The organism is Lentzea sp. NPDC005914, from assembly GCF_040629405.1.
Taxonomy (GTDB): domain Bacteria; phylum Actinomycetota; class Actinomycetes; order Mycobacteriales; family Pseudonocardiaceae; genus Lentzea.
In genome coordinates this window covers 62800-71684 of record NZ_JBEXVQ010000050.1, presented here as the reverse complement: position 1 = coordinate 71684, position 8885 = coordinate 62800, and the positions used below count along the sequence as shown (strand labels likewise).

The 8885-nt window shown below is 69.0% G+C and carries 9 protein-coding genes and 1 rRNA gene; 9 read left to right on the top strand and 1 reads right to left on the bottom strand.

Going from position 1 to position 8885, the window contains the following annotated elements; translation table 11 throughout:
• From rrf to ABZ345_RS43020, 3 genes are all read left to right on the top strand, one after another.
• Positions 1-92, top strand: a 5S ribosomal RNA gene (gene rrf, locus ABZ345_RS43030); the annotation flags it as partial.
• Between the two features lie 112 nt (positions 93-204).
• Positions 205-1029: a GNAT family N-acetyltransferase gene (locus ABZ345_RS43025; protein ID WP_359860795.1), complete on the top strand. Its 825-nt coding sequence runs from the start codon at positions 205-207 to the stop codon at positions 1027-1029.
• Positions 1017-1826 carry a GNAT family N-acetyltransferase gene (locus ABZ345_RS43020; protein ID WP_359860793.1) on the top strand — a complete coding sequence of 270 codons (810 nt, stop codon included), beginning with the start codon at positions 1017-1019 and terminating at the stop codon, positions 1824-1826. The genes ABZ345_RS43025 and ABZ345_RS43020 overlap by 13 nt, the downstream gene beginning before the upstream one ends.
• Here ABZ345_RS43020 and ABZ345_RS43015 read toward each other — a convergent pair.
• A complete protein-coding gene (locus ABZ345_RS43015) occupies positions 1823-2272 on the bottom strand; it encodes an Lrp/AsnC family transcriptional regulator (RefSeq protein WP_359860791.1) in 450 nt (149 codons plus the stop codon). The genes ABZ345_RS43020 and ABZ345_RS43015 overlap by 4 nt on opposite strands.
• Positions 2273-2352: 80 nt before the next feature.
• On the opposite strand from ABZ345_RS43015, the gene ABZ345_RS43010 reads away from it, so the two are divergent.
• The 6 genes from ABZ345_RS43010 (at position 2353) to ABZ345_RS42985 (ending at position 8822) form a co-directional block, all read left to right on the top strand.
• On the top strand, positions 2353-2784 hold the full coding sequence (locus tag ABZ345_RS43010) for a rhodanese-like domain-containing protein (RefSeq protein WP_359860789.1): 432 nt from the start codon (positions 2353-2355) through the stop codon (positions 2782-2784).
• Between the two features lie 25 nt (positions 2785-2809).
• On the top strand, positions 2810-3565 hold the full coding sequence (locus ABZ345_RS43005; RefSeq protein ID WP_359860787.1) for a type 1 glutamine amidotransferase: 756 nt from the start codon (positions 2810-2812) through the stop codon (positions 3563-3565).
• Between the two features lie 85 nt (positions 3566-3650).
• Complete coding sequence (locus ABZ345_RS43000; protein WP_359860785.1) at positions 3651-4784, top strand: inorganic phosphate transporter; 1134 nt, start codon at positions 3651-3653, stop codon at positions 4782-4784.
• Positions 4781-4966 (top strand): hypothetical protein, encoded by a 186-nt coding sequence (locus ABZ345_RS42995; protein ID WP_359860783.1) that lies wholly within the window; start codon positions 4781-4783, stop codon positions 4964-4966. Before ABZ345_RS43000 ends, ABZ345_RS42995 begins: the two co-directional genes overlap by 4 nt.
• Positions 4967-4992: 26 nt before the next feature.
• Positions 4993-7893: a bifunctional [glutamine synthetase] adenylyltransferase/[glutamine synthetase]-adenylyl-L-tyrosine phosphorylase gene (locus tag ABZ345_RS42990; protein ID WP_359860781.1), complete on the top strand. Its 2901-nt coding sequence runs from the start codon at positions 4993-4995 to the stop codon at positions 7891-7893.
• Entirely contained in the window at positions 7890-8822 is a 933-nt protein-coding gene (locus ABZ345_RS42985) for an NADP-dependent oxidoreductase (protein WP_359860779.1), read from the top strand. Before ABZ345_RS42990 ends, ABZ345_RS42985 begins: the two co-directional genes overlap by 4 nt.
• The last annotated feature ends 63 nt before the right edge of the window (positions 8823-8885 follow it).

Sequence of the window (8885 nt, the reverse complement as noted above, 5' to 3'; positions counted from 1 at the left end):
CACCCGGTCCCATTCCGAACCCGGTAGTTAAGCCCTTCTGCGCCGATGGTACTGCACTGGTTACGGTGTGGGAGAGTAGGTCGCCGCCGAACTTTCTTTCAGAAGACCCCTGAGGGTCGAGCACTTCGGTGCTCCCCTCAGGGGTCTTCTGCATGTCCGGAACCTGCAGGTATTTCGCTTGCCGGCCCTGATCTCATGGACCCCATGGACGCGGTCGTGCACCCAGATCTGGCGTCGTTCGACGCCGCCACTCACGATCGGCTCGCAGCCGATCCGGTTCGCAACACGGTGGCTCTCACCTCACTGGACCGCGTCCGCCGGCTGCCGGCCGAACATCGTCCGACGCTGATCACGTTCCACGAGAACGGTGAAGTGGTCGGCTCCCTGATCCGCACCCCGCCCTGGCCGTTCCAAGCAGCCGATCTCCCTCTCGCGGCAGTGGACCTGGCGGCGCGGACAGTCGACGAGGTCGACCCGGACGCCCCAGGAGTCACCGGACCGCGGGAAAGGTCAGAGGCGTTCGCCACTGCGACGGGCAAGAACTTCACCAAGTCCCTGGCCACCAGGCTGTACCACCTGAGCACCCTGGCGCCGCCGGCCGTCGAAGGTTCCGGTCGCATGGCGACAGAGGACGATGTCGAGCTTCTCACCGCCTGGCGCACGGAGTTCGTCAGGGAAGCCGTTCCGGAAGCGCCGGTCGAGTCGACGACCGAGTTCATGCGCGGTTCGCTGCGCCTCGGCAACGGTCATGCCGTCTGGGAGATCGACGGCAGTCCAGTCGCCTGGGCCGCGGCGAGCATTCCGCACGCCGGCATGACCCGCGTCGGTCCGGTCTACACCCCACCCGAGCACCGCAAGCACGGTTACGGTGCCGCCGTCAGCGCGATGGTGAGCCGGTGGGCACTGGACCAGGGCGCCACCGACGTCCTCCTCTTCGCGGACCTGACCAACCCGATCTCGAACTCGATCTACCAACGCATCGGTTACCAACCACTCGACGACTGGGCGGAGTTCTGGTGGAAGCGTTGACCTACGACAACCTCGAGGACTTCCTCGAGGTGGCCGGCGATCTCCTCGGTGCCGACCCGGTGAACCACAGCGTCCATCTGACCACAGTGGACTCCGCCCGACGTGGGCTCCGGCAGCCGGCGGCGCTGATCTCCCTGCACGACAACGGAACCCTCGTCGGCGCGGTCACCCGCATGCAGGACCGGCCGCTCCACCTCGCCGCGATGCCACTCGCTGCGGCACCGTTCGTCGCCGAAGTCCTGCGCGGGCAACCGATCGACGCCGTCACCGGCCCGGTGGACCGCGTGGAGGCGTTCCGGACCCTGTGGCGCGAGGGCGGCCACGAGACCTACCGGCTCCGGCTCTACCACCTGGATGCCCTCGTCGTTCCGGACGTACCAGGGGAGTCCCGCCTCGCGACCGCCGCGGACGACGACCTGATCACCGAGTGGTGGGTGCGGTTCATCGAGGAACTCGACGGCACCGAACGGGCCGAGGCCGAGGAAGTGATGCGCGGCAGCCGGGCCATGCCGGCCGGCCACGTCATCTGGCTCGCCGGCGGTGAGCCGGTCTCGTGGGCGGCCAGCACCGATCCGATCGCAGGGGTGTCGCGGGTCGGCCCGGTCTACACGCCGCCCGAGCACCGCCGGCACGGTTACGGAGCCGCGGCCACGGCGGCGGTCAGCCAGTGGGCGTACGGGGCGGGGGCCGACCACGTCGTGCTGACGGCGGACTACGCCAACCCGACCGCCAACTCGGTCTACCAGGGCATCGGGTTCCGGCACGTCTCGGACTGGTCCGAGTACAAGTGGTCCTAGTCGAACAGCTCGGGCGAGAGCGCGCGGTTGCGGACGTGTGAGGAGAAGACGAGCGAGGTCGTCGTGTCGCCGTAGCGCTGCATCACCTCGACGAGTTCTTCCAGTTCGACCATCGACCGGCAGACGACCCGGAGCAGCCAGCAGTCATCTCCGGTCACGTGGTCGGCGTCGAGGATCTGCGGGAGTGCGAGCACCTGGCTCCGGAACCGCGGTGTGTCGAGCGACCGGACCCGGACGCGCACGATGGACTCGATCGGCAGCCCGATCCGTGCCGGTGAGACCACCGCGACGAAGCCCGTGATCACGCCCAGCGACTCCAGGCGGCGCACCCGTTCGGTCACGGCCGGGGCGGACAGCGACACCTCACGACCCAGCGCGGTGAACGACATGCGCCCGTCCGCCTGCAGCAGGCTCAGGATCTTCCAGTCCACCGCGTCGAGTTCCACCTGGAAATCATAGGCAGAACACCGCGAAGGCCTGGAGTTCCGCATGTGAAAACGCGAACCGGCCAATCAGGATCAAGGGCATGACCAACGCACTGCGATTCCCCGCCGCCGACCCTCAGGCCGCCGCCACGTTCTTCGCCGCCGAACTCGCGTTCGAAGCCGATCCCGACGACGTGCACCGCGACATGCAGGCCGGCGACACGCGGGGATACGTTCTCGTGGAGACGCGCGCACCGGAGGCGTTCGCCCAGGCACGCATTCCCGGCGCGATCAACCTGCCCTACCGCGACCTGCCCGAACAGCTCGACCTCGACCCGGACCTCGTCTACATCTGTTACTGCGAAAGCTTCCAGTGCAACGCGGCGACCAAGGGCGCTCTCGCACTCGCGCAACGCGGGTATCGCGTGAAGAGGCTTGCCGGAGGTATCACGGCGTGGCGGGAAGCCGGGTATCCGGTCGAGACGAACGGCCTTGCGTCGGCGAGTGTTTCTAAGGTCGCGTGTCATTGCTGAGTCAAGCCGACATAGGCTCACGTCTGTGACCGCACCGCGTTTGCTCGTCCTGCAGCCCTCGCAGTCAGACCCGCTCGCGAAGCTGGGCGACTGGCTGGAGGCCGACGGCATCGAGCTTCACCTCGTGTCACTGCAGGACGAGCCCGCGCCGGAGAACCTCGACGGCTACCAGGGCGTGATCTGCCTCGGCGGCGAGATGGGTGCGCTCGACGACCTGCAGCACCCGTGGCTCGCCGATGCCCGCCGCCTGCTGAGCAGCGCCGTCGCGAAACGACTGCCGACGCTCGCTATCTGCCTCGGCGCGCAGTTGCTCGCGGCGGCCACCGGTGGCCAGGTGCGCCGCGGTCCGCAGGGGCCGGAGGTCGGGGTGCTGCTGGTGGCGAAGCGCGATGCGGCGGGTAACGACCCGTTGTTCGCGGACCTGCCGTTCACGCCTGACGTGCTGCAGTTCCACAGCGACGAGGTCCACCTGCTGCCGCCCGGCGCGGAACACCTGGCGGCGTCCCCGAAATACCCGAACCAGGCGTTTCGGGTCGGTGCGTCCGCTTACGGCCTGCAGTTCCACATCGAGACGACGCCGGAAATCGTCTTGAACTGGGCGGCCAAGGATCCTGAATCGGCGGCGTGCGCGCGACAGGCCCACTTCGACGTGGACTTCCTCGCCGAGGCGCACCGCGACTTCGAGGAGGTCTGGCAGCCGTTCGTCGCCAGATTCGCGAAGCTGGTGCGGGGAGAACTGTCGCCCGCGGGGTGTTTGGGCACACAACTTCCGTTGGTGTGACGTTACTTTCGTAGGTTATAGGGCATCCTGGCTACCCGGTACCGTCATCATCGAGCACCTTGTTCGATCCAGCCGGAGGATCAGTGTGGATCCCGCTCTTGTAGTGATCATCGTCGTTGTCACTGCTCTCATCTTCGACTTCACCAACGGGTTCCACGACACGGCCAACGCCATGGCCACCTCCATCGCCACAGGTGCGCTGAAGCCGCGCACGGCGGTCGCGCTGTCGGCGGTTCTCAACCTCGTCGGCGCCTTCCTGTCCGTCGAGGTCGCCAAGACCATCTCCGGCGGCATCGTGGACGACGCCAAGATCACGCCCGCGATCATCTTCGGCGGGCTGGTCGGCGCGATCATGTGGAACCTGGTCACCTGGTACGCCGGGTTGCCCTCGAGCTCGTCCCACGCGCTGTTCGGCGGCCTGATCGGCGCCGCGTGGGTCGCGTCCGGGGTGGACGCCATCCACTTCGCCAAGGTGCTCGACAAGGTGATCGTGCCCGCGGTGGTCGCACCGCTGGTCGCGGGACTCGTCGCGGCGCTCGCCACGATCGTCGTCTACCGGCTCAAGAAGTCGACGGACCCGCGCGTCTCGCACACCGGTTTCAAGGTCGGCCAGGTCGCGTCGGCGTCGCTGGTCTCGCTCGCGCACGGCACGAACGACGCGCAGAAGACCATGGGCATCATCACCCTCGCGCTGATCACGTCCGGCTCGCTCGCCCCCGGCTCGGCCCCGCCCACCTGGGTGATCCTGAGCGCCGGTGTCGCGATCGCGCTCGGCACGTACCTCGGCGGCTGGCGCATCACGCACACGCTCGGCAGGGGCCTGACGACGATCGAGCCCGCCCAGGGCTTCGCGGCGCAGACCTCGACGGCCACCGCGATCCTCGCGTCGTCGCACCTCGGGTTCGCCCTGTCCACCACGCACGTCGCGTCCGGCGGCATCATGGGCTCCGGCCTCGGCCGCGACCGGCACGGCGTCAGGTGGGGAACCATGGGCAAGATGGCCGCCGGGTGGCTGCTCACCCTTCCCGCCGCCGGCATCGTCGGTGCCATCGCGGGCAAGTGGGCGTCCAGCGGCATGGGCGGGGTCATCGGTGTCGCCCTGATCGGTGGTGTGGTCGCCATCGGCATCTGGATCCTGTCGCGGCGCGAGCCGGTCAAGCCGGAGCACATCATCGACGAGGTGGCTGCTCAGGCCGAACTGCACAAGGTGGCGGCATGACGATCAAGTGGGAAGCGCTGCTCCAGGTCTTCGGCGCCACGCTGCTGGTGACCCTGCTCGTGATCACGCTGTTCGTGCTCGGCATCCGGGCGCTCTCGAGCGACAAGAAGGTTCCCGCGGTGGCCAGCTTCGCCGGCTGTGTCGCGGTCGTGCTCTACGGGCTCTCTCTGATCGTCTTCTAGCGCTGTGAGGACTAGGTTGGCTCTCGATGAGCGAACCAGTCCGCCACGCGTCACCAGCAAGATTCGGACTCACCGAGCCCCGCAGCGAGGAAGTGCTGCGCGGCCTCGGACTGTGGGCTGACCGCCGTCCCGCGGACGGCGCCGAACTGGTGCTGTCCGCGCTGTCCCGTTGCCCCGATCCCGACCTCGCGTTGCGCGGCTTGGAGCGGCTCCAAGAGGCGTCCGACTGGACCGCGCTCTCGGCTGCTCTGCACGAGGACGAGGTCGTGCGCGGGCGTTTGCTCGCGGTGCTCGGGTCGTCGACCGCGCTGTCGGACTTCCTCGTCGCCAACCCGGACCGGTGGCGTTCGCTGACCGACGGGGTCGACGTGTCGCTGGAGCTCGCGGATGGCGACGTCCTGCGCACCGAGTACCGCTCGAAGCTGCTGCTCGTGGCGGCCAACGACCTGGCGCACGTCGTCGAGCCGTCTCTGCCGTACGTGCCGTACGACACCGTGGCCGCGCAGCTGTCCGATCTGGCCGTGTCGGCGTTGCGGGCGTCGTTGAAGCTCGCCTCGGAGCGGGTCAACGGCGCGGACCGGTGCCGGCTCGCGGTGATCGCGATGGGCAAGTGCGGCGCGAACGAGCTGAACTACGTGAGTGACGTCGACGTCGTGTTCGTCGGCGAGGGCGATCTGGCCGCGGCGACGCGGCTGGCCAGCACGATGATGCAGATCGCGGGCCAGTCGTGCTTCGAGGTCGACGCGGCGCTGCGGCCCGAGGGCAAGGCCGGTGCGCTGGTCCGCACGCTGGACGGGCACGCGTCCTACTACAAGAAGTGGGCGCGGACCTGGGAGTTCCAGGCTCTGCTGAAGGCGCGGCCGGTCGCGGGAGATGCCGAACTGGGGCAGGCGTACCTCGACGTCGTGCGGCCGTACGTGTGGACGGCGGCCGAGCGCGAGAACTTCGTCGAGGACGTGCAGGCTATGCGCCGCCGCGTCGAGGACCACGTGCCCACCGGGCTCGCCGACCGTGAGCTCAAGCTCGGCCGCGGTGGTTTGCGTGACGTCGAGTTCGCGGTGCAGCTGCTGCAGCTCGTGCACGGTCGCTCGGACGAGGACCTGCGCATTCAGGCGACGACCGCCGCGTTGGCCGCGCTGGGCACGGGTGGTTACGTCGGGCGCAACGACGCGGCGGACTTCGGGCGTTCGTACCGGTTCCTGCGCACGTTGGAGCACCGGCTGCAGCTGCAACGGATGCTGCGCACGCACCTCTTCCCGGCCGATGACGACGCCGCGGCGTTGCGCTGGCTCGCGCGTTCGGTGGGTGTGGCGGCGGACGGGCGGCGGTCGGAGGGACAGGTGCTGCTCGCGGAGTTCCGCAAGCACGCCAACCAGGTCCGGCGGCTGCACGAGAAGCTGTTCTACCGGCCTCTGCTGCAGTCCGTGGCGGGCGTGCCGACCGAGGCACTGCGGCTCACGACCAAGGAGGCCGTGGCCCGGCTCGCCGCGTTGGGCTACACGTCGCCTGACGGGGCGTTGCGGCACATCCAGGCGTTGACGCACGGTGTGTCTCGTCGTGCTCGCATCCAGGGCGCTTTACTGCCGGTGCTGCTGGACCTGTTCGCGCTCACCCCTGACCCGGACGGCGGGCTGCTGGCGTACCGGAAGGTGTCCGAGGCCCTGGCCGAGACGCCCTGGTACCTGCGGCTGTTGCGAGACGAGGGCGCGGTCGTCGAACGGCTCGCGGTGCTCCTGGGCACCTCCCGGTTCGTCCCTGATCTGCTGGTGCGGGCGCCGGAGGTGATGCGGCTGCTCGCGGACACCGAGGCGTTGGTCGGCCGTGATCCGCACTCGATCGGGAACCCCTTGCGCAGCGCGGTTTCCCGGTACGACGACCTGCCCCGCGCGGTCGCGGCCGCGCGGTCGTTGCGGCGCCACGAGATGCTGCGCGTCGCCGCCGCGGACCTGTTGGGGTTCATGTCCATCTCGACGGTGTGCGTGTCGCTGTCCGAGGTGTGGGGCGCGGTGCTGCAGAGCGCTCTCGACGCCGCTGTTCGTTCGGCCGGCGAGCCCGTGGCCGCGTTGGCCGTGATCGGCATGGGACGCCTCGGCGGGCACGAACTCGGTTACGGCTCCGACGCGGACGTGATGTTCGTGTGCCGGCCGTTCGACGGCGTGTCCGACGCCGAGGCGGCGAAGTGGGCGAGCGGCATCGTCGAGAAGATCCGGCGGCTGCTCGGCGCGCCGTCGCAGGACCCGCCGTTGCAGGTCGACACCGATCTGCGGCCGGAGGGCAGGCAGGGCCCGCTGGTGCGGACGCTGGACTCGTACCGCGCGTACTACCGGCAGTGGGCGGAGATCTGGGAGAAGCAGGCGCTGCTGCGGGCGCGGTTCATCGCGGGCGACGCCGCTCTGGGTGCCGAGTTCGAGGCGTTGATCGAGCCGCTGCGGTACCCGGAGGCCGGTCTGGACGCGCCGTCGGTGCGGGAGATCCGGCGGATCAAGGCGCGTGTCGACGCGGAACGGCTGCCGCGCGGGGCCGACCCGAGCACGCACACCAAGCTCGGGCGCGGTGGGCTCGCCGATGTCGAGTGGACGGTGCAGCTGTTGCAGCTGCAACATTCCGGTTCGGTGCCTGACCTGCGCACACCGTCCACAATGGCCGCGATGGAGGCTGCCGTCTCGGCAGGTCTCCTGGCGGCGGACGACGCTGCCGCGCTGACCGCCGCGTGGAACCTCGCGACGCGCGCCCGTAACGCCGTGATGCTGGTGAGGGGCAAGGCGTCCGACCAGCTGCCCACCTCAGGGCGCGACCTCGTGGCGGTCGCTTCCGTGATGGGGTACGAGCCCGGCGGCGATCCGGGTGAGTTCCTGGAGGAATATCGCCGGACCACCCGCCGTGCACGTGCAGTAGCGGAGCGAGTCTTCTACGGTGAGGGACTGTGAAAGCGATCGCGTATACCCAGTTCGGTGACGCCGACGTCATGTCGTTGCAGGAGCTGCCCGATCCACTGCTCGGGCCCGACCAGCTGCTGGTGGAGGTCAAGGCCGCCGGGGTGAACCCGGTGGACTTCAAGGTCAGAGCCGGTTACCTGCAGGGCCTGATGCCGCACCACATGCCGTTGATCCCCGGCTGGGACGTGGCCGGCGTCGTGCGGGCGGTGGGCATCGGCGTGAACGACTGGAAGCCAGGCGACGAGGTGCTCGCGTATGCGCGCAAGGACCACGTCCAGTTCGGTGCGTACGCCGAGCTGATCTCCGTGCCGGATCGGATGATCGCGCGCAAACCGTCCAACGTGGACTTCGTCACGGCGGCCGCCCTGCCGCTGGCCGGGCTGACGGCGTTGCAGGCGTTGAAGGCGGTCGGCACGGGCCCAGGTGACGTCGTCCTGGTGCACGCCGCGGCCGGTGGCGTCGGGCATCTTCAGGTGCAGATCGCGCGGGAGTTGGGTGCCGCTCGGGTGCTCGGTACGGCGTCGCCGCGCAACCACGAGTTCGTGCGTTCGCTCGGGGCCGAGCCTGTCGCGTACGGAGACGCGCTGGTCGACTCGGTGGCGGAGCTGATCGGTGGTGACGGCCGGGTCGACGTGGTGGTCGACAACGTCGGCGGGCTGGCGTTCGACCAGTCGTTGCAGCTGGTGAGGGACCGGGCACGGATGACGTCCATTGTGGACGGGCCGCGTGCGCTGGAGAACGGTGTGATCAACACCTGGGCCCGGCCGAACGCCGAGCAGACGCAGTGGCTGGTCGATCTCGTGGCGGCCGGTTCGGTGCGCGTCGAGGTGCAGCAGACGTTCCCGTTGGCGGAGGCCGTGAAGGCGCACAGGTTGCTCGAAGGTGGGCACGTGCGCGGGAAAGTCGTACTAACCGTCTGAAATCTTCATGTATATCTTCAGGTTTGGGGGCACTCCCGGAGGAGTGCCCCCGCTTTCTGAACT